Source organism: Paenibacillus sp. FSL K6-4396 (assembly GCF_038002525.1).
GTDB lineage: Bacteria > Bacillota > Bacilli > Paenibacillales > Paenibacillaceae > Paenibacillus > Paenibacillus amylolyticus_B.
In genome coordinates, this window is sequence record NZ_JBBOCR010000001.1 from 1,378,782 (window position 1) to 1,404,222 (window position 25,441).

A 25,441-nucleotide genomic window follows, 5' to 3' on the forward strand; every position below is an offset into this window, starting at 1 on the left:
AAGAAGACCCATATTTATGTGTAATAAGGATAGAGGAGGGATGTATATGAAATCCTTATCACCTTATAAATCCGCCAAACGTGAGTTGGTGATGACTATTTTGTATATGGCTGTAATAACGTTTCAGGTTATCTATGTAACACCGAAATCTCTATCTGCTGCTATCGTCATATTTATCATTTTTCAGTCAATTGGTGTGCTGATGTTGAGACATTACATCAAAAAAGTCAAAGAACTAAAGGAAGATCAGTCTACTTGAACGCATTGCGATCCCATTGTATTGAGAGACTGAGTTTCTAAAGGTTTATACTAAAAAGCCGAACTCCTTCAGATTTGAAGAGTTCGGCTTTTCTGTGACCAATAATTTATTTTAGTTATAGCAGAGTTGATTTACCCGCCAGTTTAACGATTATCAATCGTCTCCGGATACATATCATGATTCATCATGCGATGGTCGGCCATCTGCTCGTACTTCGTTCCCGGTTTACCGTAGTTTGTATAAGGGTCAATGGAAATACCGCCGCGCGGTGTGAATTTGCCCCATACTTCGATGTAGCGTGGGTCCATCAGCTTGATCAGGTCGTTCATGATGATGTTCACACAGTCCTCGTGGAAATCACCATGGTTACGGAAGCTGAACAGGTACAACTTGAGTGATTTGCTCTCCACCATTTTGATATCAGGAATGTAGCTAATATAGATTGTTGCAAAGTCTGGCTGACCCGTAATCGGGCACAGGCTGGTGAACTCCGGGCAGTTGAATTTTACAAAATAATCACGGTACGGATGTTTGTTATCAAAGCTCTCCAGAATGCCCGGATCATATTCAAACGTATATTTTACGTTCTGGTTGCCCAGCAACGTCACATCTTGCATCTCATCAGGTTGTCTCATCGGTTATTAAACGCTCCTTGTTTCCGTCAAAGCCCGAAGCTTCGCGGTATATATGAATAGGCCATTTTGCCTGTTGAATTCTCTTATTTTCCAAGGACATTTCGTCCTCATCCTTACATCATGCTGCCCATCACACGCCGCGTTTGTTGCCCCATACCAACGTATGTAGCTGCGGAAGAACACGAACATCATTCAGGTCATCGGAGGCGCTAACTTGGTCGATCAGCCACTCATAACGAGCAAGCAGTGAGGACGCCAGATCTGGCGTATCGGCGGAAGTCACATCCGGGTTCCCGGTTTGTAAAAATAAATCCGTGCCCGGATACCGCGCATGCACACGGCGGGCATAGTCCAGGTCTGTCTCATCGAAGATCACGATCTTCAGACTGTGACTTCGTTCTACCGGGTCAGCGGCCAGTCTTCCGATCAGATCATCCAGCACGGCCCAATCGGTGTCCATGCCAGAGCTGGGTGGCTTAGGCGAGATGGTGACTTCGTCAATGTCCGCCAGCCAAGGCTGCCAGCGGGAGCCCTGCGTCTCCACCGCGGTGCGGATGCCGTTCTCCCGCAGCAGGGCAACCAATCCGCCCAGCGAAGCAAGCAGGGCGGGATTACCGCCAGAGATGGTGACATGGGAGAAGCGGGTGCCGCCAACGCGGCGCAATTCTTCCCATACATCCTCTGGCGTAATCATTCGAATCTGGTCCTTGCCACTGCCGTCCCAGGTAAAGGCCGAGTCGCACCAGGAGCAGCGATAATCGCAGCCCGCGGTGCGAACAAACATTGTTTTTTGCCCGATGACCATGCCTTCGCCTTGAACCGTCGGACCAAAAATCTCCATCACAGGGATGCGAGCTTCTTGGTTACGTTCGCGCGACTGTCTATGTTCTACAACACTACTCATCGATCATCCACTCCCGTCTCGCTTCCGCGTAACTGGTTGGTGTCTCGAAGAGTCGGACAAACTCCGTCCGCCCACCGTCTGTCAGGCCGGCATAGGGTTCCGTCTGGAGCGCATGTTCCATCTGTTCGAACAGCCAAACGACCATATTTTCAGCCGTTGTATTCATTAAAGGAAGTGTCTCGTTGAGGTACTGATGATCCAGATATCCCTCAATCTGAGTTTTCCATATATCTTTGATATGTCCAAAATCAACCGTCAGCCCGGTCTCACCCGGATAACCGCTGATGCCAAAAATAACTTTATACGTATGACCATGCAGGTTTTTGCACTTGCCTTCATAACAATGCAGGTGATGTGCTGCGTCAAAGGTGAATTCTTTGCTTACAAGCACACGTTTGCGGTGATAGCGCAGCTGGGTGGGTAGAATATCTTCTCCGATGCGTTGCAGATGCTCTACAATACGGAATGTTCCTGGCTCTCTCATCGTACATCCACTCCCGTAGATCCGGCAGCACGTTGCTGTATATAACGATCCAGTCCGGCTTTGCGCAGTTTGCAAGCAGGGCATTCTCCGCATCCATCGCCGATCACGCCGTTATAACAGGTCAAGGTACGCTCGCGTACATAATCAAAAGCACCGAGATCATCGGCCATCTTCCACGTTTGGGCTTTGTCCAGCCACATGAGCGGGGTGTGAATGACAAATGGATAGTCCATCGACAGATTAAGTGTCACATTCATCGACTTTACAAATGAATCCCGGCAATCTGGGTATCCGCTGAAATCCGTCTCGCATACACCTGTAACCAGGTGACGAGCTCCTTTTTGTTTGGCCATAATGGCTGCAAAACTAAGGAACAGCAGATTCCGTCCATCCACAAATGTACTTGGCAGTTCGCCTTCTTCATGTGTAATTTCCACATCCGTGCGAGTGAGCGCATTGGGTGCAAGCTGGTTTAACAGGCTCATATCGAGTACGGTTTGTTGTACGCCCAGATCACGAGCAATCTCGGATGCACATTCAATCTCCAGCTTGTGACGCTGACCGTAATCAAACGTAACAACCTCGACTTCGGCAAACTGTTGTTTGGCCCAGAACAGACACGTGGTACTATCCTGACCGCCGCTGAATACAACGACTGCTTTTTCTTCGTTCAACATAAAAAAACCTCTCTATCTTCTTGAGATCAAACCATGCGCTTAGGCATAGAGTGTCGGAAGAACAGAGAAGTTCATGAACTGGCATCCATCAAAAAACACACCTTCTCGATAACCGCTTCAAAAAAGCAGGCAAGAGTAAGTGTCCTTAGTTTTTTACGTACATGATTGCATGGTGACCGCAACGTGTACGCAAGACTTATACTGACCATCACATCGTCAAGTCTAGTCTTATAGAGGGAGTTCGCGAACCTCTCCCATGCCACAGGCATGGATTTTCTTCTTCAATTGTCTGAATCATTATAACATGAAACCGCGCGGTGACCACCCCACTGGAGCATAGTGGCAGCTAATCGATCGGCTCCACCAACTAGCAGCTTATTGGATCCGTTTATTTGATCAATACATTGCCGAAAGGGATAACTTCTTTCAGAATTCGTTTGAACAGTCCCTCATCGTTAAGATCCTGTTCCAAGCGGCGATTCTCACGTCCAGCCTGAAAGAGTACAGATCCATGTCCTGTCATCTTCCAATGATAATTCATATGCTGACTGGCAAGGTTGTTACCATATACGGTGAGTTCAAGATGTGCATTTTCGGGATAGGCAATAATGCTGCCAGCATCCACATAGAGCGGCGCTGTAGGATGAAGTTCCTGTTGGCAGACTTGGCCTTGGGTGAGCAATCCGATCTTGCCTTTGCCGGAAAATTTCATTTTCACTGCATCACGGGTGATCAGCATGTTTTTGATTTTCTGGATTTTGGTATGCATGGTTACACCATCAGAGTAGAAGAACAGGTGGCGGAAGTCATAGAGCAGATCACTGTTCTCCGTGAGCTCCACTTCCTTCATCGTGAATCCGGGAGGCAGGGCAGCCACAAATTGGCAAGGTCCGGTGATTTCGGATTTAATCAGCTTTTTTTTGCGATATATGCCCGTGATATTCATGAATTTGTCATTGCGACTCCCACTTGGACCGCGGAAGGCCACAATTTGCTGCGGATGCAAAATATGAAGGCGGTCATCTTTAATCAGTGAAAATGTAACGACTTGTCCTGCTCCGCTTGCTTCAGCATTGTTCAGGTGTATGTTCATGCAGTTGCTCCTGTTCTTTTATACTCGGCCGGAACGGCGACGCATTCCCCAGCGCATCACACGAATCAGAACAAAGTAACCCAATATGAGCGAAACGACAGTGATGATCGTCGTCTGAATTCGTTTGGTAGTAGCTGCTTTGGCATCCTGGTCCTCCTGTAATTTACTTACCATTTCAGTGAGTTTCTGGTTCTGAGCCAGCAGTTGTTCGTTCTGGGTCTTAAATGCTTCGACATTGGCCTGGGCTTGTCCCAACTGAGCAGACGTTTGATTTAATTGCTCCATTGTTTGCTTATAACTTTCCTGCAGAGCGTTCACTTCTCCGGGCAATTCGGAGACTCGTTCCCATCCACTGTATATATCCGTAAAAATATTGGCACTGGCAGCACTTACTGTCGAAGCGATCGAAACGGTAAATAGAATGCATGTGGTGAATAACACCCGAATGAAATAACCCTGAATGGATTTTGGCATCGTTAACACCTCTTTCTTCGGTTAGATAGATCAAGCGCCGAATTCGTCGTCTATTGTTGAAATACGGCTCTTACATTATACGTCAAAACCGGGACGATGGGTTCAAGATGATATCGTTTTATTACCCGAAATATTTAAAATGATTTAGGAACAAGGCTGTTTAACTTACAAATCTGCCGGGTAATAGAACGATAGGCAAGCACACCGGACCGTTTAACAGATCTTTTACTTCAGTTCCGGGTGCATGCTATTCACAAATGCGCAATTTAATGAACGATACCAATATATCCGATTGAATATAAGATCGTGAACATGAAGGAGTAGAAACATATGTATACAGCAGATCAGAACACATCAACCAAAACAATCATGATCACTGTTAATGGAGAGCCAGTAGGGCGTAAGCTGGTCATTGACAGTGTCACCTATGCACCGGTAAACGAAGTAGATGGAGTACAATATTTACACAAAATGGGAAACGATCATCCTACTGTTTAATTTGGGACTTGTCATAGATAAGTGATTGATAAGCTTGGCCTAGTGCCAGGTTTTTTCGTCGTTTATTGTCGTATTGAGACGGATTTAGGGATATAAAACTAATATATTGGAAAAATTTAATGAGAACATGTGTTCCGTGACAATATAGTGTCCATTCACCCTGATAACTTAGAAGATAATACATATAAATCGGGGGAGAGACTACCAGTGAACTCAGTCTTTGAAGTATCTTATTCGTGGAATAAAGAGGCCATACCGACAGGGGGAGCCGACCCCGTATATATGATGGTAGAGTGGCGTAACGGTGCCCCTGCCAAAAGACTTAGGAAAATAGCACCCAAAATTGTATCAAGAGATTTGGAACTTTTGCTCAAACCGGAATATGGAGTACAGCTAAAAGGCATCTATGGATGTCGTTCCAAGGAAACGGATATTGGCTGGTTATTGAGGCTTGGGGATATGTACAAGGGAGAAAGTAAACAAATTTTGCTTGAATTCGTCATGGGACCCCGTGTATCAGGAAAAGCTGCCGTATGTTCAGCCTACTGGAGCACAAGGAAGTTGAAGCAAAGTCAACGTGTGTTGTTACGAAGAGAACAGTTGTATATTCAGTACACCAGTCATCTGGGCATGTTGCGACAGCCGGAAGATCCCAAGGTGGAGAAGACGATCAAATTAAGTGAAACCGTGCCCCTGATCAAACAAGCCCTGCGCGCCTACGAAAGAGGCCGGGTTCAGGAGGGAAGTAATATGTTGCGTCGCCATGCTGATGCGTTGTTAATTGAAGCTGCGCGGAAGCAAGATTTGGACTATTACGCGGAAGCCGAGATCGTTGAAAAACTACGTTATCACTATGAGATAACGTTTACAACGGGATATCATGATCGTGAAAAAAAGATATTAGGAGAATAGGGTTGATTTCAGATGGTGACGGTATAGAGAGAGTCTACATATTTGAAGGTGAAGTTTAGGAGAAGGTCGAATGTATGTATCAATATCATATTAAACAATGGATGGAGTTGTATCAAATTTATTGAAACAACATCGTGGAGGGTCCGGCAAAATGACAGACCGACTAATCCGATTAATGCGCATTATCACACTGGTGCAGGCCAAGCCGGGTATACTGGCACGTGAGCTCGCCCAGCGATGCGAGACGACGGAAAGGACGATATACCGCGACATGGAGGCCCTCAGTGCAATGCATATCCCGATCGCCAATATGGGACACGGACAAGGGTACATGTTTATCAGCCAATTTGCCATGTATCCGCTAAATTGGTCTGATGAAGAAGCCCAAGCTTTCATGCATCTTGCTGAAGTTATGGAGAATATTCGTCCTTTGCTAAAACCTGCTTTTGAGAGCGCTTATGAGAAAGTGGTTGCTGCGAGTCAGAAAAACAAAACAGAACGAGTGGAATGGTCGGAGCAAATTAGTGGATTGTTCAAAGCGGGATTGCCAGCATGGCAAAATGAAAACAACGATTCGCAGAATCAATCCCTGATTACCCTGCTTCAGTCTGGCATTTCACAGAACACCATTGAAGGGGAGTATCTGTCTCAAGGTAAAAAAGGGATCGTACGCATAGATCCTTACTGTCTTATCCCTCGTGAATACAGATTTGAGCTGTTAGGGTATTGTCACCTGTCGGAGAAACTTCGAATATTTCAGGTGAGCCGGCTGCAAAGGATACGGATATTGCCACGCACGTTTCGCAAAGAGGATTATCTGATGCAATCGCACTTCCGCATTCCTTGGGCATACGAGGGAAGTGCGGAGTGGACTGCGTTCAAAATTCGATTTGCACCCCATGCTGTGGAGCGTGTGATGCAGGAGCAATTTTTTATGCGACCCATCCTAACCATTGAACCGGAAGGTAGCCTGTTATTTGAAGCCATATTAAGTGATGTTGACGAATTTCTCGTATGGATATCTAAATATGGACCTGATGCGGAAATTCTCGAACCTGAGATCTGCCGCATCAAGATGAAAGAACGCCTAAACTATTGGCAACAAATGTACAATAAAAATTGAGATTAGAATGCCACCTATCCTAAGGCAAAACACGATTAAGTACTGTGCTGTAGACGGTTACTCTTTGGTTTTGAAAAGGCTTGCCAGATTGCCAAAAGGGGATTCTTTCTCTTCATCTTCTGTGGAGCTGGAATAGACAACCTTGGATGTAATGCCCTCATCATCGGCTGCACAGTTGTTTTCGAGAGTGAATCGGTCAAATTGATGCATAAACACCTTGGCTGTATTAATGGCATCATCCAAAGCACGGTGCTGGGTACCATCAAATTCAATTCCGCAGATTTCAAGAGCCTGAGCGAGACCGAGTTGACGGAACTTGCCTTCTTTGCGAACGGTACGGGACCATTGCTGCTGAAGATCGTTATGATTGGTGATCCAGGCCACATCAAGTTGATGGGTGCGACAATGAGAGATCAGTTTGCTGCGGTCATCGGGTCCCCAGGAACACATGTAATAGGGGTCACTTCCCATCCAGGCGATGAATTGATTCAGTGCTGCCGGAAAAAGGGGGGCTGCATCAATATCTTTCTGTGTGATACCTGTAAATTGAATTGTGTCAGTGGACAGAACAGACTTATTGGAAGGACGAACATACGTATGGAACGTATCCGTTACAACCAATCCATCCGCACTCTCCGTAACTTTGACGGCACCGATATCAATAATTTCAGAAGAATAGCGAGTATTGCGGCTTACCGTGAATTCAAGATCATATATGATATATGGCATAGGACAAGCTCCTTTATCGATTAATACCTGTGATAGATTTCTATTTCTCTATATTACAGGGAACGTGCTGCCATGTCAGCCATCGCCAGAGAATTCATTGTAGTCAGGATGAAGGAACAGTCTGAGTGTTTAATGATCTTTCTGATGCATTTCCGTTTTTGGTAAGTCTTTACTTCGCAAAAAGTGGTCGTTATAATGAGGAAAGTTAGGGACTTCCCTATATTTTGTTTGTATGTATGGCAACATAAAAGTAGAATTTTCCGTCTTATTATCAAAACTTCCTAACACCGTTTGAAGTGTTGGGGAGTTTTTTATTGTTTATAGCATACTCATGTAGAAAAGGAGAAAAAGTTAGTCGGTTGTTGCTATAACATAGGAAAACTACTCACGAGTTAGTATTATTGAATTTAAAGTACATATGGAGGTTTGTGTCTTTGATTAGTAGAAAATTGAAAATAACAGCAATTACAGCTAGTGTGTTTATTGTTTTAATGAGCGCTGCATATGGTGCATTTTATATTTGGAACAAGAATTATAAATTTAATAATAATTATGTATGGCAGCCTTTGGAGGAAGTGCAATCTACACTAAACCTGAAAGATTCCTATAACGTTATTGTAGCTGGAACGGATCCGGAAGGTATTACTGCAGCCTTATCAGCTGCTCGTAATGGGATGCGTGTATTGCTGGTGGAAGCAAGAGATCGCAACATGTTGGGAGGATTGTTGACCGAGGGAGGCCTTAATACGCTGGATCTAAATTATTCCCCTGAACAACCGCAGTTATTGAGTAGTTTGCGGCAGCCTGACTTTTTGAATAAAGGCATTTTCCAGGAATGGTTTGACCAGATCGAGGGTAGTTCATTTGATACCAATACAGCGGCTAACATTTTCTATCGGATGGTTCGTTCTGAACCTAATATTGACCTGTTGATGAATGCTAAGGAATTAGTTCCCCTTACTGAACCATCTACGGGAGATCACACGACAATAACGGGTATGAGCATTACTAAAGAAGATGGAACAACTGTTCAGGTCTCAACCCGCTCCATCATTGATGCAACGCAAGATGCGGATATTGCAGCCGCTGCAGGAGTTCCATATTCCATAGGTAGACAAGATATTGGAGACGGTAAATCCAAAATGGTCTCTACGCTTGTATTCAAGCTAAGCGGTGTTACTGATGAGGTATGGCAAAAGTTTAGGGAAAGAGAGGGAACCGGGGTTGATAAGATGAGTGCTTGGGGGTACGGTGATGCTAGAAAATATGAATCCTCCAATCCACAACATATTAAGATTCGAAGTCTGAATATCGGAAGACAAAATGATGATACAATCTTGATTAATACGATGCAGATCTTTGGGGTAGATCCGTTAGATCCGATATCTGTGAAAAAAGGTCTGGAAATCGGGCGTAAAGAAGCCCCACTAATTGTTGATTTTCTGAAGAAAAATTATGATGAATTTGCAGGGCTACAATATGCTGGAACAGCAGACGAGCTTTACGTGAGGGAGTCACGTCATATCTATGGCGAGTACCGATTAACATTAGCTGATGTCATGGAAAATCGTGATCATTGGGATGCCATTGGATACGGCTCATACGATATTGATATTCAGAGCACGAGTGTTGGAAATCCCGGCACGATTATGTTGAGTCCGATTCAATATGGTGTACCCTTTCGCTCGCTTGTACCGCTAATGGTTGATGGTTTGCTCGTCGTTGGACGTGCAGCAAGTTTTGATACAATCCCACACGGTAGTGCAAGAGTTGTCCCACTGGGAATGGCAGAGGGAGAAGCAGCAGGAGCGGCGGTCAAGCTGGCATATATCCATAAGGAGTCCTTCCGCGAACTCTCAGCTTCTGAAGAGCGAGCATCTGAACTACGTAAGATGCTGGAGAATCAGGGTATGGATCTGAAAGTTCATCGTTTCGAGCAGCCTGATTATATGGAACATAAGGATTACAAGGGATTGCTGGCTGCAGCGAGTATGTACATGACTTCAGGCAATTATAATAACGATGGTTGGGAACTGGATAAAGGAATGAATCCAGAACGATTTTTAAGTAAATTGAAGAGAATGCAAGCGATGTTTCCAGAAGCCTACACAGGCAGTGCCGACCAAGCTCTAGCAAATATGGAGAATGCCGTGACCCTACCTTTATCGTTGGATCAGGCTGCGTATATGTTATGTCTGGCAATGGGATCTTCAGAAACGGAAACTTCACTTGAACAGGCACTTGCTCAATTACAAACGCAAAACTTTATAAGTGCCGACACGCTTGCTGGCATTGCTGACAAGAACAATCTTACAAATGGGGATGCGTTTATGCTCATTCGTGATGTAGTGGAGTATTATTCTGGAGTTGTATTCGACTAATTGGTTGACAATTACTTGTAAATGAACTAATGTGGTCAAAAATGATAACAGCGTTATAACGAGGACATGATTGTGCAAGCCAGCTTCAACAGAGAGGGAACAGTGTGGTGCAAGGTTCCTGTAGCTGCTTCATAGATTCCTACCTCGCGAGCTGCGGAAGGAATGCCCATACAGGGTTGCAACTTCCGCCGGCAGGGCCCGTTATGCCCCGTAGGACTGCATGTTACAGATCGCATAGGTTGCGAACGGATTAATTTGCAGTTAAATAAGGGTGGTACCACGACACATTCGTCCCTTGACGGATGTGTCTTTTTGCTGTTTATGCGCCGTATTTGATAAGTAAAAGGAAGATTAGGAGTGTGTTATGATGCGTCAAAGTGAAATGCTTGTCCCAACATTACGTGAAGCGCCAGCGGAGGCAGATGCAGCGGGACATCGCTGGTTACTGCGTTCCGGTATGATTCGCCAACTGGCTGCGGGAATTTACAGTTATCTGCCCCTCGGACGGCGTATATTGTTAAATGTTGAACGGATTGTTCGAGAAGAGATGGATCGTGCCGGGTGTCAGGAGGTGTTGCTGCCGATTATGCAGCCTGCGGAGTTGTGGGAAGAATCCGGAAGATACACACAGTATGGTCCCGAATTGATGCGTCTGAAGGATCGTCATGCACGAGAATTTGCTCTTGGACCAACACATGAAGAAGTTGTAACTGCGTTAGCGCGGGATGAGGTGAGTTCGTATCGTAAGCTGCCATTCACGCTGTACCAGATCGGAACCAAGTTCCGGGATGAACGGCGTCCTCGATTTGGATTGCTGCGCGGTCGTGAATTTATCATGAAAGATGCGTACTCTTTTGCTTCCGATTGGGAAGAGCTTGATCGTACCTATCAGGCGATGAACACAGCTTATAGTCGCATTTTGGAGCGTTGTGGTCTGGACTATATCCGTGTTGAGGCGGATGCAGGAACGATTGGCGGTCAAGGGGAAACACACGAGTTCATGGCTCTTGCTGATGTGGGTGAGGACACGATTGTAACTTGCAAACATTGCGGATATGCTGCGAATCTGGAAAAAGCAGATTATCAGACTTCTGGAGATATGGAGAAAAAAGAAGGAAGTTCGGATGTTCCAGCCGACTATGCGAGTGCAGACTCCGCGCTTCAAACGGATGAATATTCAGGAGCGGAAAACATGGTACGTATCTCGACACCTGGCGTTCGTACGATCGCAGAGTTAACCACTTTTGTGGGCAAAGGTGCTGAACATATGATCAAAACGCTGCTTTATGTGGCGGATGGTCAGCTCGTCGCTGCGCTTGTGCGTGGAGATCATGAACTGAATGATATCGCATTGAAGCAGGTGTTGGGGGCAGAGGAACTGATCCTTGCAGACGATGCAACCATTGCGGCACATCCAAATCTGAAGGTAGGATTCCTGGGTCCGATTGGACTAAATCTGCCGATGGTGGTGGACGCTGACGTGGCAGTGATGAAGAGTGCAATTACAGGAGCCAATGAAGTGGATGTGCATGTTTCCGGTGTACGCCCAGGCATTGATTTTGCATTGGAGCGAGTAGAACGAATCCGCTTTGCTGCGGAAGGGGATGCTTGTTCAACATGTGGATCACCACTTGTGTTTACCAAAGGCATCGAGGTTGGCCATATTTTCAAGTTGGGGACGAAATATAGTGATGCCATGGGCGCTTCATTCCTGGATCGTAATGGTCGCCAGTGTGCGCCTGTCATGGGGTGTTACGGCATTGGTGTATCCCGCCTGATGGCCGCTATAGCTGAACAGTATGCAGGAGATGATGGCATAAAATGGCCTGCCGCTGTTGCACCTTATGATGTGCATCTGATTACAGTAAGTTGGAAGGATGAGCAGCAGCGTCATCTCACCCTCGAACTGGAAAAACAATTGATCGATGGCGGATTCACTGTATTGGTTGATGATCGGGATGAACGTCCAGGTGTGAAATTCAAGGATGCGGAGCTGATCGGATTGCCTGTGCAGATCGTTATTGGCCGAGGAGCAGCAGAAGGACAGGTCGAACTGGGATCACATGCACTTGCAGCATCAGGTGAATTGAAACGAATCGGGTTGACTGCACAGGAAGCTGTGCTTTATGTGAAGGAACAGCTCACTTTCTAAATTCAGGGGATTCGTTAATTATATGAGTTCATATAATAGTACCGAATATGATGCGGTAGCTGATTTTGATTGCTGAAATTCCAATATGAGCATGAAAAAGAGGGCTATAGGCATGCAATTTGGTAGGATTTTATGAGTGATATCATACGAAATAACTATATTTGGACATATGTCTTCAGTATACAAGTGATTTTATGATTAAGGATTTGAAGATGATCATACGCAGGTGGATCTATGTGCAAGTATGCAATGTTGAGAAGATAGAGATGTCGAAATAAAAGTACAATAACCGCATGAACACGGTCATTCCGGAGAGTTTTTATATAGTTCGGTGTGGAAGGCACATGATGAAGTTGGTCCGTAAAGGCCGGGCTGGGGTTTATTTTTGCCTCAGATGATTGTCAGGATCAGCAGGATATGTCCACAGTAAATGTTCAATTATCTGATGTGGATTGATGTTTAAGAACGGAGATACAAAAGGGTGTCCCCTCAACCAGTAATCTGGCTTTGGGGACACCCTTTTGGTTATGACAAGATTAATCCGTTATGTTGTTGCACCTTATAAGTGATCATGCCTATATGCACTTTGCTTTGCTGAGCTTAAGAAGCTGCAGGCAATTTCAATTGTTGACCTGGATAAATCCAGTGTGGATTTTTGATATTGTTCAGCTTTTGCAATGCCTGCCAAGTTGTGCCGTATTGTTTGGAGATGGAGTACAGGGAATCTCCGGATTTAACAACATGCAGTTTGGCTGGAGCTGGTTTACTTGGTGTTGGTTTAGACGGTTTTTCCGGTTTAGGTGTTTCTGGTTTTGGCTTAGTTGGAGCCGGTGTTTCTGTTGCCGGAGTTTCCGGCTCTACTGCAGGTTTCTTCGCTTCACTGATCCGACCATCTGTTTTGATGTCTACAGCGCCAAGCTTCTGCATGTAATTAATCAATGCTTCGTCCAGCGCGCCATACATACCCGTAATTGGATATTTGGCAAACATGGTGTATTCGTCACCACCAACAGCTGTGAAATCATTGGTTGCGAGTGTATACGTTGCTTCCGGATCAAGAACTTTATCGCCAACGGTTACGGAATGTACACGGCTACCTTCTGCAGCGGAAGTGTCGATTTTGAACTTGATACCAGATACTTGCGGGAATCCACCGCTTGGTTCCGGGTAGGAAGCTACACCGACTTCAAGGGCTGCCAGAATATCGGACCCTTTCACTTCTAGGGTTACCACTTGATTACCAAAAGGAAGCACTGTGATAACATCACCTTTGGTTACGATCCCTTTTTCGATGGAAGCACGGATACCACCACCGTTAGTCAGGGCGATATCGGCTTTGCTGACATCACGAATGGCATCTGCAAGCAGGTCACCCAGGTTAGTTTCACCTGCACGTACTTGTTCACGTTTACCATCCAGCAGAATAGCTGTATTTGCTACTTCTTCTTTCAAGATAGGTTCTTGTTCTTTTTGGATTGAGTTCACGAGAGTTGTAACTTTCTCATTTGGTTTGATGTCTTTTGCTTCGGTTTCATCAATTAATGTTGCTTGTTTCTTCGTTACTTTACCACTGTCTACCCACAGATCGATGACACCGACGTAGTTAGTGTATTCTCCTGCGCTTGCAATCAATGTTCCGTTATCGGATACAAGGCCATCTTGCAGTACAGTGTGGCTGTGACCATCGATGAATACATCGATGCCAGGGACTTCTTTAACAACTTTAAAGCTAGTATCCGTGCTGGATGCGTCTTGTCCAAGGTGTCCCAGGACAACAACAACATCGACTTTGCTGCGAATTTCGTTTACCAGAACTTTGGCTTCCGCAGATGGATCAGTAATATCAAGACCTTCTACGTTTTTGGGATTCGTTTTGTACAACGTTTCCGGTGTTGTCAAAGCGATGATACCAATTTTCACGCCATCTACTTCTTTAATGAGGTAAGGATCGAAGAGACGTGTTCCGTCTTTTTTCTTCACATTGGCACTCAGCATGGGGAAGTTCATCATGTCTGCCAGTTCGATCAGACGATCCGAACCATAGTTGAATTCGTGGTTACCCGGTACGATGGCTTGGTATCCCATTTCATTCATGACTTTCACGATGCTCTCACCATTCACAAGAGTGGCAAAAGTTGTACCATGTACAGCATCTCCAGCATCAAGCAAGAGTGTGTTCGGGTTTTCGCTACGATATTTGTCAGCGATTCCAGCTACTTTGGCAAAACCCATAGCAGGTGAAGATTCAACTGCACGGGCATGCGTATCATTCGTATGTAGAATGGTAATGTGTTTGCCTGTTCCCGGAGTGGTATCCGTTGCAGCCGCGGCAATACCTACACTGCCAAACAGCAAACAGACCGTTAGCAGAAGTGATACGTAATTCTTCCAGATTTTCATATGAATCCGAAACCTCCCATAATAATAATCTACTTGAGCGTTTACACAGCTCAAATAGTATTTTAACAGACTATTATTAGGAAATCTCGCGAATTACGTAAAAATAAGTAACCTGAAAGTGACATGTAATCTGCTGTTGGAAAATATAATCTTTGGAAAGAACGTATGTTCTTAAAGAGTGTAAAAAAAATGCTGCGCTTCACGCGGCAGTCCGGTACGTAAACAAAATTTCTCCAAAGATTCATCCGGTTCAGGCATCACTCCGGAGGTCAGCAATTGAATGGCAAAACGGTTAGCCTGTCTTTCCAGCTTGCCTGGAGCAAAATAGGAATGTTCCTCCAGAAAGAATCGATTAATCCCTTTATGAAGCCGGTCATGACCAAGCTCATGGGCGCACACGAACCGTTGCCATTCCGGCGGCAAATCATTGTGTATGACGATAAACCTGCGCCGGAGCTTGCGAAAGTACAGTCCCTTAGTGGACTTCCCCAAATTGGTGAAACGAATCTGTATTCCAACCGCGCGGGCAATGCTGAACGGGCAGTTGGTCCGGTGTTTTCGAATCAGCTTTGTTACGATGTCATCCATATGATCTCACCTGCTGCCTCATTAAATTCAGTGGGTCATGCCTCATGGGCGATTGTCCGGTTCGTCTGTCTTTTTGCGTTTGTTCATCTGTTTGGCTTCCCAGAACAGACCTGTCAGTACATCCTTGATTCGTTTCTTGTCCTCTTCATCGAGTGGAATGCCGTCAAACATCAGATCATCATCGTCCTCCAACATCTTTTTGAAATCACGACGGTCTTTGTATGTAGCCCATTCCGGTACGTCCTGAAGTTCAGCAGTACTTCCTGGTTCAATATAACCAGCCTGCTTCATCATCTCTGTATAAGGCACTGAGAGTGCATCTGAAATCTTGCGGATGGTCGCTGGTTTCGGCACACCCCGGACCCCATTTTCAATACGTGAAATCTGTGAGTTGCTTATTCCGGCTGCTTCGGCGAGCTGATTGATGCTGTATCCCTGTTGCTCGCGCAGTTGTTTCATATAAGGACCAAAAGCGTGCTCCACCATGTATGCCAACTCCTTTGATTCGTACAAGTGCTTGAAATTAATATTAAGAAGGAAAGTTGAATGCGACAACCCTAAACCTTTGCGGGTGCGCCGTTCCGGATTCGGATCGTTCTTTTGATCACTGTTATCCCCGGATTTCCTATTTCCCTTTCCTAAAGGGTGAAATCCGTTGATAAAGGCGAACGCTTTGCTTCTTCAGAATCGATTCCGTCTCCTTCACTACGTATGCGCGTGATATGTACCTTAGCGGCATCAAGGAGTTCAAGGGGAGCTTCTTAATATCAAAAATCAAATGACTTATACGGAAGTTCATTAATTAAACAGTACTATAACGTATATATACCATTAGGTAAAGGGATATGAAACAATTATGCCAAAAGGCATAGGAAATGAGAGCGAAGGTTTTATTTTATCGTCAAAACGAACCAAAATGAAGGTTTACTCCGATCTCCAGAAAGTGGTATCCTCAAATAGAAATACGAACACTATACGAACAAAATGTAACGTTTAGATAGGGTAGACTTGTTGGGATGACCTTCTGAATAATGAAATTCCCCGGATTATAGCGGTTTGGAGTTATTCCAAAAGGCAACAGGAGAAATTTAAAAAATGTCGTTATTATTTCAGAGATCTGGATAACTCTAATAAAGATGAGAGCATGAGGGTTTAACTTTTATAGAATGAATTTTAAGGTACGCAAGAACGAAGAGGGCAGAAAAAAGCTGGAGAAGCGAAGTGTTCGCCTTTATCACTGGATTTCCACTTTGGAAAATATAATCAAAGAAATCCGGGGATAACAGCGATCGGAAGGTTATTCTGTCATCAGAGTGAATATGCGAAGCTACTAGACTTTCATTCTATACCTAATGTTAAAGGAGGAAGATAAATATGGAATTGATGCTGCCCGAATTGGACCGACGTAAAACGCAAACAGCTGTTGAGGCTGCGCTGGAAAAATACCGCATTTATAAGACCATTGCATTTGAAGAACGAGAGGTTATGGTGACGGCAAGTTATGCCGAGCGTTTCCACGGTGCAACCAATGTGACGGGGGATTCCACGGCGAGAACGGCAATTCACAATGTGGACGTGCAGCGCGCACGTCAGGCATATTGCGATACGATTGATTTTGTGGTGTCCCGTCTAAGTGAAAAGGAACGTGTTCTCGTCTGTGAACGATATCTGAAAGACGATGATGTGTTTGACTATAAAGTGTATAACCATGTGTTTGATCCGCCTGTCAGCAAGGATACGTATACGAAGATTCGTACACGTGCTTTCTACAAAATGGCGCTAGCTTTGTCAGATCGAGGTCTGATTAATATGGAGCCTTTGTCTGTGTCCCGCAAAGAGCGACAGAAGCTGGGCTGAGTGAGCGATTGAAGAAGTTGATCCTTTAATATCCAAGGTGGATTGGTTACAATAGTTGAACAAACCACAGTTGGCACAGCCAAAGGAGAGAAGTCTGCCATGTCGGAAGAAGTCGGAATGCAGGAAATGGTCACGTTGAAGACAATCGCGGAAACACTCAATACGTCCAATGATCTGAACTTAATGCTGGATACCGTGGTCGGCAAATTACTGGAGTTGACCGGATTAACGGCAGGCTGGATGTTTCTGATTAATGAACGTGGAGACTATGCCTGTGTTTCGGATTACAATCTGCCTCCGGCATTACTGCGTAAAGATAAGGAGCCCATGCGAACGGGTACCTGCTGGTGTGTGAACCGCTTTAAGGACGGTCAACTCAATCATGCGGTCAACATCATTAACTGTAAACGGTTAGAGGATGCGGTGGAATTCCAATGGGGAGATACCCATGATATTACCCACCATGCAACCGTCCCGTTAAGGTCAGGTGAGAAGATGCTCGGCCTGCTCAACGTGGCTGCGCCAGCCAAGGAACATTTCAGCGACAGTGAACTGGCGCTGTTACAGGGCGTGGCGTACCAGATTGGTAGTGCGGTAGAGCGGATGAGATTGTATCGCGCGGAGCAGCGACGAGCTGATCTGTATGCCAAGCTGGGGGAGTTCAGCACAGCTTTGGGTCTTGTAGTGAACGAATGCAGCAATTCGGATGCTTTTTCTTTAAAAGTTGTACAGCTGCTTGGGCAGCATTATGATTGGCCTTTTGCTACTATTATTCAGCAGAAAAACGGAATGTTCGTTTTGCAGGCAGCCTGTGCAGATGATAAGGTTCGAACGTTATCAAGTACTCCGTTATCTTCAGAAGTGACCAGCCACATTAACCATGTAATCAATAGTCACCGTGCTACATCTCTATCTGCAATAGAGATTGCTGAGATATTTACCCTGTGCAAGCCTGACCAGGCTATGAATTCCATTGCCGTGGGAATTGCTGCTCCCCTTCCGTACCATACGCCAGGGGAAACGGGAATTCTGGTGATCGGAATAGGAACAGCAGGTCCTGCGCAGGCAGACCGTGAAGTGCTGGAGGCTTTGGCCGAGCATATTGCTGCCTCATGGGAGAGTCTGAAGCTGGTGGAGAATCGCCGCGAACTGGCACGACTGGAAGAGAGAAACCGGTTGGCTCGCGATCTGCATGATTCGGTTAATCAGATTTTATTTTCACTATCGTTAACGGCTAAAGGCGCGGAAAGTATGTTAACCGGCTCCGAGCAGCTGCACCCGGCAGCGGAAGCGATGAAGGATATTCGGGCTTTGTCTCAGGAGGCTCTCAAGGAAATGCGCGCATTGATTATGCAGCTCCGTCCCGCGGGACTGGAAGCAGGGTTGCTCCATGCGCTACAGGAATACGGCACCAGCCAGGGGCTTCAAGTGGTGATGAATCGGACGGGAATGCGGTCTTTACCGCGTAATATAGAAGAAGCATTGTGGCGAATCGGACAGGAAGCGCTGAATAATGTACGGAAACACGCTGATGTTCCTTCTGCTGAGGTCACCCTCAAGTTAAGTAATCATGAAGTGGTGTTCACCGTCACAGATCAGGGAAAAGGTGGTGCGAACAGGCCAAAAGCGTCGTCTGGAAGCTCCCTGGGCCTGTCCATTATGAAGGAACGGGCTCAATCGCTCGGAGGCAGCTTAGAAATAGTGAGTTCTTCCCGTAAGGGAACAACAGTAACGGCAGTCATTCCACTTCCGTTCGAATCTGTATAAAGTCAGGGGGAAGAAGAGATGCCGATTACGATTTTGCTCGCAGATGATCATGCGATGGTGAGACGAGGTTTGCACGTTTTTTTGACCACACAGCAAGACATGAAGGTTGTGGGCGAAGCATCGAACGGGCAGGAAGCACTATCGCAGGCGGAAGCGTTAAAACCTGACGTGGTATTAATGGATCTGCATATGCCGATTATGGACGGAATCGAAACAGCCAGACGACTGCGCACATTAATGCCAGCAACGCGAATTATTGTACTCACATCGTTTTCCGATCAGGATCATGTGGTTCCTGCTGTGCGTGCAGGGGTGAAGGGGTATCTGCTCAAAGATATTGAACCGGAGGATCTGGCTGTGGCCATTCGCAATGTGCATGCAGGTCAGGTAGAATTGCATCCCGCCGCAGCAGGTCAATTGATGCATGTGATGGCTTCATCCGATTGGTCTATAAATGAACAGCAACCACAGTATATACCGACAGATCGGTCAGCAGATAGTCAATTCCAAGAGCTTAAGCAGACGAAGAATTCCACTGAAGCATCCCTAGGTGGTCTGGATATGCTCACTCGCCGTGAACAAGAGGTTCTGGGGCTGATTGCTCAAGGGCTGAGCAACAAGGAAATTGCGGTTCAATTGGTCATTACCGAAAAAACGGTTAAAACCCATGTTAGTCATCTGCTCGACAAACTGGGTCTGGCGGATCGGACGCAAGCGGCTCTTCACGCCGTAAGAAACGGCTGGGTCGTCTGACCATTTCCGACATATCTTCATACTTAAGTCGTATAAACTCAACCTAAAGGTTGAGTTTTTTGGTATTTCAAGTTAAGTCTATCTGCTGACGATTTGGATGCAAAAGAAAGGTAAGATAAGAGTAGAAATAACAGATCGGTTGAAACATGAGAGTTTGAATTATTAAAAACCAAGGAGAGTGACATGAATGAATATTGTTATTTTGGCAGGAAGCAATCGGAACAATGCAACCAGTACACGTCTGGGAGAGTATGCTGTGGAGATTATTCGAGGTCAGGGACATCAGGCCAGCCTGTTTGATCTGTATCAGACACCACTTCCATTCTACGCGCCAGATGAAAAACAAGCGGATCATGAACATCTGGCAGACCTGAGTACACGTATGCTCGCGGCTGATGCAATCATCTTGTCAACACCAGAGTATCACGGCAGTATTAGCGGTGTGCTCAAAAATGCACTGGATCACCTGAGTCAGGCTCATTTCAGCGGTAAGCCGGTCCTGTCCATCAGCTCCTCTGGTGGAGCGGTGGGGGTAAGTTCCCTTTTACAACTGCAGGCAATTGTTCGCAATCTGCATGGAATTAATGCCCAAGAGTGGATATCCATTGGTGGTGCGCAGCGTAGACGATTCGAAGCGACCTTTGACGGATACGAAGAGTACGAAGGCAGTCAGGATATAGAGGACCGGGTGCAACGGGTCATTGGATCGTTTTTAAATCTGGCCCAGACGTTAACGAATGCGCGGAATTCAACCATGAGTTGAGAACAAACGAAGATGAAAAATCGGAAAAGGAAAAGAGGTTGAGCATTATGATTACAGGCATATTTGAAACACATCTAAACGTGACGGATCTGGAGAGATCCCATCATTTCTATGAAACGGTCCTGGGTTTACCCCATGCCTATGGGCAGAAAGAACGCGGAAACTCCTTCTACTGGATTGGTGGAAAAGGCAACGCCATGCTGGGATTGTGGCAAAAGGATCCTTCCGAGGTGAAACGTCAACACTTTGCTTTTCATGTATCTCTGGAGGATATGAAACATGCGGTGGCTCACTTGGAGAACAAAGGGATCAAGACACAGAACTTCCTGAATGATGATATCGGTGAACTGTACGTCTTCGGCTGGATGCCTGCGGTATCTGTATATTTTAACGATCCGGATGGTCATTTGCTTGAATTCATCGCCATGCTCCCGGATGAAGCGAAGCCTGAACTTGGCATGGTGCCGTGGAGTCAGTGGGAGGAGACGCAGGAGAAGACCGTATGATGATTGAAGAATTAAAGTTATATACAACACGGCTGGAGGACCTCAAGCATTTTTATCGTGATACGTTGGGAATGGAGGTGTCCAATGCGACAGATCAGGCTTTCAACCTGGAGGTTGGAGGGACAAAGATGATTTTCAAATCGTGTGAAACAGATCGTGAGCCCTTTTATCATGTGGCCTGGTCGATTCCGACGAATCGGTTCAAGCAAGCGAAGCAGTGGGCTGCATCACGTGTTGTTTTAAGCAGAGAAGGAGATCGGGAAGAGATGTACTCTACTAACTGGAACTCTCATTCTCTCTATTTCGAAGATCCGGCAGGCAATATTATCGAGCTGATTGCTCATCATCGTACTCAAAACGAGAGTGACCATGACTTCTCGACGCAAGATATATTACAGGTGTGTGAGATTGGCCTAGTGACGGAGGATGTTCTGTCTACGGTGAATGAGCTTCAGCGGATTGGACTCACGCGCTGGGGTGAGGTTAGTGATACCTTTGCTCCTGTAGGAGATGTACATGGTTTATTTATTGTGGTGAAGAAGGATCGGACGTGGTTTTTCTCTACGCAAAAAGCAGAGATTTATCCGCTGGAAGTATCCATCCGTGGGGTGGGCAAGCTTCGAATTGGCTAAACTTTGCATTCCGGGGCAAAACGGGCATATGTGGAGCAATTCCATCATGTTATAGAAGTAAACGCTTTAATTATTCATTCCAGGGTAGTTTCTCTGATGGGTTTACATATGATGAAGGGTGGTGGCAAGCTTGGATCGACGTTTGTTGGAAGATGGACTTGCGATTATCGTTTCCAGTCGGGAACGTACAGGAGATCTGTGGCACGCCCATTATGGGGCGGGTGCAATTGCGGCATATTTTTGGGTACGGGAAAATCGTCTCACTGCCCTTGCCGCCGGCAGTGTTACGGCCGAAGCAAAAGCCATGCTTCGCCAGCATGGAATCAGCCCTGGTCAGACCTCTCCGATTGGTGAGATGATGCCCAGGGAAGATGCCGAGGCGCGTATTACGGACGCATTGGATCGAACGATTGGAGAACTGCACTGGGTTGGACACCAGGCCATCTACGGGGCAATCAGTCTGAAAGCTATTCGCGAACTGGATGGATGGGGCACTGCGGAGGATATTGGTCGGCTGGTTGAACTGATCGATTCATTCGATCGAACCATCCCGGGAAGATCTTGGATGAACACAACGATGAAAGAAATTCGCAGTCTGAAGCCGGAAAAAAGCGATGGTTTCCCTGATATTGAAGATCCAGTTCAGTTGTCACGTCTGATTCTGGATGAGCTTGTTGCTTTCCAGACTATCTATCACGCGGAAGCGCATCATGATCTGATCGGTCATATGCTGACCTATGGACATGCGCTTAACATATTATATGAACTGGGTTATCCGGCATTATTCCACAAAGGCATCCCACCTTTCCTTACCATGGTGAAGGCACTGCGCTTAAGCCGAGATGTGGATATTGAACAGGCGATGCCGACATTGCAATCACCCGTAGATCTGCTGCCATTAGCACGAGCGGAACGATCAGTGGCGCTTCCTCATGAACTGGAATACTGGCTCACCGACAGACGTTCCCGTGACTGGAACGGAGGTCATGTGTTCAAATTCCCGTTCAGCTTCTATCATCATGCCAAGAACGGGGAGCCCGTACCAGAAACATGGGAGAACTTTCGTTATATCATCGCGTGAGATAAAACATACATTTCAGAAGGGGTGTCCGTCATGACGGACACCCCTTCTAGACATTATTCTGGTCTACCGAATTGTGGGCATCCTGTACCTGTTTAACGGGGCCAAATTTCAAGGATAAACAGGATCAGCATGACTCTGGACACCAGCATGTATGGTGATTTTCGTACGGGCTGACGCGCTGCCCATATTCCCCAGGAGCTCATAAGTGCAATACTCCCCCAGAACATCCATAAGGAGATGCCTTCGGGTGTAAATAGAAAGGACAGCTTGGGCAGTCCCCTGTTGCCAGCCCCAAGAAGAACAGTGGTCATATAGACGAGGACAAGGAAAAACAACTCGAAGAGCAGGGTTTGCAGCCAGAAATAATAGATGTTGAACACTCGTAGCACGATGACTGTGATCAGGATAAACAGGATACCAACGGATAAGAATGTTGCCGCGGTCCATCCAATGAGAGATGTTGTTACAACATCTGTTTCCTGATATAAGATGTACATCGCCAACGCATACATAGCGGGGCCCGCCATATAACTGGTGACAGCAATCCAAAGATAGAAGAAATACCTCTTTTTCATGGTCATATCCATCCTTTATAGTTTGTAGAATTTGAAAGCTACTTATGTCATATAAACATCATCAGGATGGGTTTGGTTGGATTATCGATAGGATTTTCTCGCCAGAAATCGGCATTTAACCGCCATAGAGACGACCACATTCATGCGTAATTCATCCCGTTTACCATCAGCGCAAGTGGGCAAAGGAGGTAAAATGGTATTATCGGATCAGCAGCAAGGAAGACACACCGACAGCTCATACGCTAAAGTACAGCCGGCCATGGGGCTGGTTTTTTAATTCGGTGATTGCATCCTTGCCCTGATCGGGTATTAAAGACTAAACAGATAACAGGAGGCTACGTGATATGAAAACAGTATTGTATGTTCCACTGGATGATCGTCCAGCGAATCTGGATGATGTGATTGTGCAAGGGAAAGCAGCCGGTATCCATATCGTTACACCGAACCTGAGTGATATTAAGAATCGTCTGGACTCGGAGAAAACCGTAGATGGCACAACGCTGCTCGGCACCTCCACGCCTGTGTATGGCAAACCGTCTAAAATTCATGACTTTATTCTGAAACATGCTGCCAAGGTCGACGGATTCATTATCTCATCCGATATGCTCGCCTATGGCGGTCTGATTGGCAGTCGTCAGCTTCGCGAAGATGGAGGAGGCACCTATCCAGAATACGATGAAGAGACCACTCGTTTGCTGGATGTGATCCGCGTGATCAAGCAGAAATACCCACGCAAACCCGTATTTGTAATGGATACCATCATGCGTTTGGCTACAACCTCGTTTGCAGATGGCTTGGCGCTCGACGCATATAATGAGTCCCGTGCGTTGATGCAACAGCCACGTCAGACGCACACCGAGTTTGAGGATATTATTCAAGGATATAACCTGTCCCCCGATGGGGTGGAATATGGGACAACGACCTATTTTGATAAAGAACAGTATTACAACACAAGACAGCATAAATTCAAAACAAATCTGTACATTTTGGATCAACTGGCTCGCACAGGTTATATCGATTTCCTTGCAGTTGGTGTTGACGATGCTAACACCCAGGGTGTTCAGATCAATGAAATCAAATATGTAGAAGCGCGGATCAATGAATGGCTGGGTGGAACCAATGGACAAAATCCGGATCGTGCTATCATTTTGCCGGATGCAGATGGTCTGGGGCACGCTTTGGTCGCTCGCATGGCTAACCAGTTGTTCCGAGGTGGGGCGAGGACACGTTACGGCGTGAAATATTTTGGTCCTCACGGCAATACGATCATTAACACGTATGAGTACATGGATGTACACGAGAATGTGGTTCGTCACGTGGATATTGTGGGCGGTGTGCTTGTGGTGGATTCGGCATATCCTGAACCGGAGGTGGTGACGGATCCGATGACTAGTGTGGATAATGAACAGCTGGTGGCTGTATCAGTCGAGCAAGTTGTTCCATTTGATATGGCTTCCGAACTGGATCGTATGACCAAGGGTCACCCGGGTAATTCCGGGGAGAACACAAGCATCGACATTGAGATTATTGCGATTACGGCTCTGGATCAGGTGCAGGCTGCATTGGAGCAGTTGACGCTGAATAGTGAGCAAGGTCTGCCTTCGGTATTGATTGATTTTGTGGGTAAAGGGCCAGCCAACGTTGATGTTGCTGAAGCGTTGCTAAACAGTCCATATACCGGACGGGTTCTGGGTTACAGTGCTTGGAATACACCAGGTAACAAAATCGGTATTGCTGTAGGCATGGGACAGTCGAGGTACGCGTTGATCACAACAGAGAAGCATGACCATAAGTTGCGCGATGCGATGAACGCGCATGGCTCACTGTTATTTAAGCGTTTCCTGAAGGATTATTACTACAAAGCGGTAGCCATTGCAGAGATCCGCACATATTCCCGAGCCCATGCGCTGTATACCAACGTGGCTACCCTTTCGGATCAAAATATGTTGCTGTTTAACTCGGAGGAAGACTATGCCCATCTGCAAACATTGCTCCGTGATTTGATGCAGACGTATACCACGGCGCTTGCGAATAAAACAGCCTTCCAGTCAGGCAATGTGGCGATTAAGCAGATCTGTAATGACGAATTGTCCTATGCCACATATGGCAGTGCGCTGTTGGAATATGCGAATCCCGATTTCATCTGGGGCCGTGCATTTGAGATCACATTGAATCCGAAGGTTACGCTAAACTAA

At 46.1% G+C, this 25,441-nt stretch carries 25 protein-coding genes; 14 read left to right on the top strand and 11 right to left on the bottom strand.

Annotated elements, in window-relative coordinates; all coding sequences use genetic code 11:
• Window positions 1-46: 46 nt before the first annotated feature.
• The gene (locus MHB85_RS06055) at window positions 47-259 is read left to right on the top strand and encodes a hypothetical protein (protein WP_210109555.1); all 213 of its coding nucleotides are present in this window, start codon (window positions 47-49) and stop codon (window positions 257-259) included.
• 143 nt (window positions 260-402) lie between these two features.
• On the opposite strand, the gene queF is transcribed toward MHB85_RS06055, so the two are convergent.
• From queF to MHB85_RS06085, 6 genes are all read right to left on the bottom strand, one after another.
• On the bottom strand, window positions 403-894 hold the full coding sequence (gene queF / locus MHB85_RS06060; RefSeq protein ID WP_017690202.1) for a preQ(1) synthase: 492 nt from the start codon (window positions 892-894) through the stop codon (window positions 403-405).
• A gap of 130 nt (window positions 895-1,024) precedes the next feature.
• Entirely contained in the window at window positions 1,025-1,798 is a 774-nt protein-coding gene (gene queE / locus MHB85_RS06065; RefSeq protein ID WP_192132973.1) for a 7-carboxy-7-deazaguanine synthase QueE, read from the bottom strand.
• Entirely contained in the window at window positions 1,791-2,282 is a 492-nt protein-coding gene (queD, locus tag MHB85_RS06070; protein ID WP_036611465.1) for a 6-carboxytetrahydropterin synthase QueD, read from the bottom strand. Before queD ends, queE begins: the two co-directional genes overlap by 8 nt.
• Window positions 2,279-2,956 (bottom strand): 7-cyano-7-deazaguanine synthase QueC, encoded by a 678-nt coding sequence (gene queC, locus MHB85_RS06075; protein ID WP_091016197.1) that lies wholly within the window; start codon window positions 2,954-2,956, stop codon window positions 2,279-2,281. The genes queD and queC overlap by 4 nt, the downstream gene beginning before the upstream one ends.
• A gap of 391 nt (window positions 2,957-3,347) precedes the next feature.
• The gene (locus MHB85_RS06080; protein WP_091015529.1) at window positions 3,348-4,052 is read right to left on the bottom strand and encodes an AIM24 family protein; all 705 of its coding nucleotides are present in this window, start codon (window positions 4,050-4,052) and stop codon (window positions 3,348-3,350) included.
• 18 nt (window positions 4,053-4,070) lie between these two features.
• Window positions 4,071-4,526: a hypothetical protein gene (locus MHB85_RS06085; RefSeq protein ID WP_192132975.1), complete on the bottom strand. Its 456-nt coding sequence runs from the start codon at window positions 4,524-4,526 to the stop codon at window positions 4,071-4,073.
• Between the two features lie 330 nt (window positions 4,527-4,856).
• Here MHB85_RS06085 and MHB85_RS06090 point away from each other — a divergent pair, with 330 nt between their 5' ends.
• From MHB85_RS06090 to MHB85_RS06100, 3 genes are all read left to right on the top strand, one after another.
• Window positions 4,857-5,024 carry a hypothetical protein gene (locus MHB85_RS06090; RefSeq protein ID WP_165790126.1) on the top strand — a complete coding sequence of 56 codons (168 nt, stop codon included), beginning with the start codon at window positions 4,857-4,859 and terminating at the stop codon, window positions 5,022-5,024.
• Between the two features lie 207 nt (window positions 5,025-5,231).
• On the top strand, window positions 5,232-5,936 hold the full coding sequence (locus MHB85_RS06095; protein WP_017690195.1) for a hypothetical protein: 705 nt from the start codon (window positions 5,232-5,234) through the stop codon (window positions 5,934-5,936).
• A 121-nt stretch (window positions 5,937-6,057) separates the two neighbouring features.
• Entirely contained in the window at window positions 6,058-7,059 is a 1,002-nt protein-coding gene (locus MHB85_RS06100) for a helix-turn-helix transcriptional regulator (protein ID WP_341072615.1), read from the top strand.
• Between the two features lie 57 nt (window positions 7,060-7,116).
• Here MHB85_RS06100 and MHB85_RS06105 read toward each other — a convergent pair whose 3' ends face one another.
• A complete protein-coding gene (locus MHB85_RS06105; RefSeq protein ID WP_017690193.1) occupies window positions 7,117-7,788 on the bottom strand; it encodes a 3'-5' exonuclease in 672 nt (223 codons plus the stop codon).
• 434 nt (window positions 7,789-8,222) lie between these two features.
• Between MHB85_RS06105 and MHB85_RS06110 the strand changes: the two genes are divergently transcribed.
• Together MHB85_RS06110 and MHB85_RS06115 are read left to right on the top strand one after the other, a co-directional pair.
• Window positions 8,223-10,169, top strand: coding sequence for an FAD-dependent oxidoreductase (locus MHB85_RS06110; protein ID WP_244660964.1), 1,947 nt, complete (start codon window positions 8,223-8,225; stop codon window positions 10,167-10,169).
• Between the two features lie 367 nt (window positions 10,170-10,536).
• The gene (locus MHB85_RS06115; protein WP_192132979.1) at window positions 10,537-12,321 is read left to right on the top strand and encodes a proline--tRNA ligase; all 1,785 of its coding nucleotides are present in this window, start codon (window positions 10,537-10,539) and stop codon (window positions 12,319-12,321) included.
• Window positions 12,322-12,921: 600 nt separating this feature from the next.
• Here the strand turns inward: MHB85_RS06115 and MHB85_RS06120 are convergent.
• The 3 genes from MHB85_RS06120 to MHB85_RS06130 form a co-directional block, all read right to left on the bottom strand.
• Window positions 12,922-14,721: a 5'-nucleotidase C-terminal domain-containing protein gene (locus tag MHB85_RS06120; protein WP_192132981.1), complete on the bottom strand. Its 1,800-nt coding sequence runs from the start codon at window positions 14,719-14,721 to the stop codon at window positions 12,922-12,924.
• A gap of 171 nt (window positions 14,722-14,892) precedes the next feature.
• The gene (locus MHB85_RS06125) at window positions 14,893-15,309 is read right to left on the bottom strand and encodes an ImmA/IrrE family metallo-endopeptidase (protein ID WP_017690190.1); all 417 of its coding nucleotides are present in this window, start codon (window positions 15,307-15,309) and stop codon (window positions 14,893-14,895) included.
• Window positions 15,310-15,351: 42 nt separating this feature from the next.
• Window positions 15,352-15,795 (bottom strand): helix-turn-helix domain-containing protein, encoded by a 444-nt coding sequence (locus tag MHB85_RS06130; protein WP_105600746.1) that lies wholly within the window; start codon window positions 15,793-15,795, stop codon window positions 15,352-15,354.
• Between the two features lie 888 nt (window positions 15,796-16,683).
• Between MHB85_RS06130 and MHB85_RS06135 the strand changes: the two genes are divergently transcribed.
• The 7 genes from MHB85_RS06135 (at window position 16,684) to MHB85_RS06165 (ending at window position 22,668) form a co-directional block, all read left to right on the top strand.
• Window positions 16,684-17,166, top strand: coding sequence for an ArpU family phage packaging/lysis transcriptional regulator (locus tag MHB85_RS06135; RefSeq protein WP_192132983.1), 483 nt, complete (start codon window positions 16,684-16,686; stop codon window positions 17,164-17,166).
• Between the two features lie 42 nt (window positions 17,167-17,208).
• Window positions 17,209-18,933 (top strand): GAF domain-containing sensor histidine kinase, encoded by a 1,725-nt coding sequence (locus tag MHB85_RS06140; RefSeq protein ID WP_341072616.1) that lies wholly within the window; start codon window positions 17,209-17,211, stop codon window positions 18,931-18,933.
• A gap of 18 nt (window positions 18,934-18,951) precedes the next feature.
• Window positions 18,952-19,686, top strand: coding sequence for a response regulator transcription factor (locus MHB85_RS06145; protein WP_341072617.1), 735 nt, complete (start codon window positions 18,952-18,954; stop codon window positions 19,684-19,686).
• A gap of 187 nt (window positions 19,687-19,873) precedes the next feature.
• Window positions 19,874-20,449 (top strand): NADPH-dependent FMN reductase, encoded by a 576-nt coding sequence (locus tag MHB85_RS06150; protein WP_341072618.1) that lies wholly within the window; start codon window positions 19,874-19,876, stop codon window positions 20,447-20,449.
• A gap of 47 nt (window positions 20,450-20,496) precedes the next feature.
• Window positions 20,497-20,955, top strand: coding sequence for a VOC family protein (locus MHB85_RS06155; RefSeq protein WP_341072619.1), 459 nt, complete (start codon window positions 20,497-20,499; stop codon window positions 20,953-20,955).
• Entirely contained in the window at window positions 20,952-21,587 is a 636-nt protein-coding gene (locus MHB85_RS06160) for a VOC family protein (RefSeq protein WP_341072620.1), read from the top strand. The genes MHB85_RS06155 and MHB85_RS06160 overlap by 4 nt, the downstream gene beginning before the upstream one ends.
• 121 nt (window positions 21,588-21,708) lie before the next feature.
• Window positions 21,709-22,668: a hypothetical protein gene (locus MHB85_RS06165; RefSeq protein ID WP_210109545.1), complete on the top strand. Its 960-nt coding sequence runs from the start codon at window positions 21,709-21,711 to the stop codon at window positions 22,666-22,668.
• Between the two features lie 95 nt (window positions 22,669-22,763).
• Here MHB85_RS06165 and MHB85_RS06170 read toward each other — a convergent pair whose 3' ends face one another.
• Complete coding sequence (locus MHB85_RS06170) at window positions 22,764-23,246, bottom strand: hypothetical protein (protein WP_341072621.1); 483 nt, start codon at window positions 23,244-23,246, stop codon at window positions 22,764-22,766.
• Window positions 23,247-23,590: 344 nt separating this feature from the next.
• On the opposite strand from MHB85_RS06170, the gene MHB85_RS06175 reads away from it, so the two are divergent.
• Window positions 23,591-25,441 carry a DUF4127 family protein gene (locus MHB85_RS06175; RefSeq protein ID WP_341072622.1) on the top strand — a complete coding sequence of 617 codons (1,851 nt, stop codon included), beginning with the start codon at window positions 23,591-23,593 and terminating at the stop codon, window positions 25,439-25,441.

Bases quoted from the DNA above. Each gene is read 5' to 3' on its own strand.
- MHB85_RS06055 (WP_210109555.1), top strand. From the start codon at position 47: ATGAAATCCTTATCACCTTATAAATCCGCCAAACGTGAGTTGGTGATG.
- queF (WP_017690202.1), bottom strand. From the start codon at position 894: ATGAGACAACCTGATGAGATGCAAGATGTGACGTTGCTGGGCAACCAG.
- queE (WP_192132973.1), bottom strand. From the start codon at position 1,798: ATGAGTAGTGTTGTAGAACATAGACAGTCGCGCGAACGTAACCAAGAA.
- queD (WP_036611465.1), bottom strand. From the start codon at position 2,282: ATGAGAGAGCCAGGAACATTCCGTATTGTAGAGCATCTGCAACGCATC.
- MHB85_RS06080 (WP_091015529.1), bottom strand. From the start codon at position 4,052: ATGAACATACACCTGAACAATGCTGAAGCAAGCGGAGCAGGACAAGTC.
- MHB85_RS06085 (WP_192132975.1), bottom strand. From the start codon at position 4,526: ATGCCAAAATCCATTCAGGGTTATTTCATTCGGGTGTTATTCACCACA.
- MHB85_RS06090 (WP_165790126.1), top strand. From the start codon at position 4,857: ATGTATACAGCAGATCAGAACACATCAACCAAAACAATCATGATCACT.
- MHB85_RS06105 (WP_017690193.1), bottom strand. From the start codon at position 7,788: ATGCCATATATCATATATGATCTTGAATTCACGGTAAGCCGCAATACT.
- MHB85_RS06115 (WP_192132979.1), top strand. From the start codon at position 10,537: ATGCGTCAAAGTGAAATGCTTGTCCCAACATTACGTGAAGCGCCAGCG.
- MHB85_RS06120 (WP_192132981.1), bottom strand. From the start codon at position 14,721: ATGAAAATCTGGAAGAATTACGTATCACTTCTGCTAACGGTCTGTTTG.
- MHB85_RS06125 (WP_017690190.1), bottom strand. From the start codon at position 15,309: ATGGATGACATCGTAACAAAGCTGATTCGAAAACACCGGACCAACTGC.
- MHB85_RS06130 (WP_105600746.1), bottom strand. From the start codon at position 15,795: ATGGTGGAGCACGCTTTTGGTCCTTATATGAAACAACTGCGCGAGCAA.
- MHB85_RS06135 (WP_192132983.1), top strand. From the start codon at position 16,684: ATGGAATTGATGCTGCCCGAATTGGACCGACGTAAAACGCAAACAGCT.
- MHB85_RS06145 (WP_341072617.1), top strand. From the start codon at position 18,952: ATGCCGATTACGATTTTGCTCGCAGATGATCATGCGATGGTGAGACGA.
- MHB85_RS06150 (WP_341072618.1), top strand. From the start codon at position 19,874: ATGAATATTGTTATTTTGGCAGGAAGCAATCGGAACAATGCAACCAGT.
- MHB85_RS06155 (WP_341072619.1), top strand. From the start codon at position 20,497: ATGATTACAGGCATATTTGAAACACATCTAAACGTGACGGATCTGGAG.
- MHB85_RS06160 (WP_341072620.1), top strand. From the start codon at position 20,952: ATGATGATTGAAGAATTAAAGTTATATACAACACGGCTGGAGGACCTC.
- MHB85_RS06170 (WP_341072621.1), bottom strand. From the start codon at position 23,246: ATGAAAAAGAGGTATTTCTTCTATCTTTGGATTGCTGTCACCAGTTAT.
- MHB85_RS06175 (WP_341072622.1), top strand. From the start codon at position 23,591: ATGAAAACAGTATTGTATGTTCCACTGGATGATCGTCCAGCGAATCTG.